This window comes from Variovorax sp. 10L426 (assembly GCF_056395305.1).
This window is the reverse complement of the sequence record NZ_JBFTJF010000130.1, coordinates 1-388: the sequence shown is the minus strand read 5'-3', so window position 1 is coordinate 388 and position 388 is coordinate 1. Positions and strand designations below refer to the sequence as shown.

Annotated in this window: 1 protein-coding gene; it reads right to left on the bottom strand. The window is 72.4% G+C overall.

From position 1 onward, the window contains the following. Positions 1-388: FAD-dependent oxidoreductase (locus AC1DHL_RS30100; RefSeq protein WP_478164384.1), on the bottom strand; the 388-nt coding region annotated here is incomplete at both ends.

The following is a 388-nucleotide window of genomic DNA, read 5'->3' as shown; positions in this document are numbered from 1 at the left end:
GGTATCGCCCAGAATGCCGGCGGTCTGCGCGCCGAGCAGGAAGCGCAGGCCGCGGCGCTCCAGCGCCAGCTTCAGCAGCGCGGCGGCGGGTTTGTCGAGCTGGCGCTCCATCAGGCTGTCGGCGAGGTGGACCACGGTCACGTCCATGCCCTGGCGCAGCAGGCCGTTGGCGGCCTCGAGCCCGAGCAGGCCGCCGCCGATCACCACCGCGTGACGATGGTTGCGCGCGGCGTGGAGCATGGTTTCCACGTCCTGGATGTCGCGGAAGGCGATCACCCCGTCGAGCGTATGGCCCGGCACCGGCAGGATGAACGGCTTGGAGCCCGTGGCCAGCAGCAGGCGGTCGTAACGCACCTCCCGGCCGGAGGCCGAGCGCACCGTGCGGCGG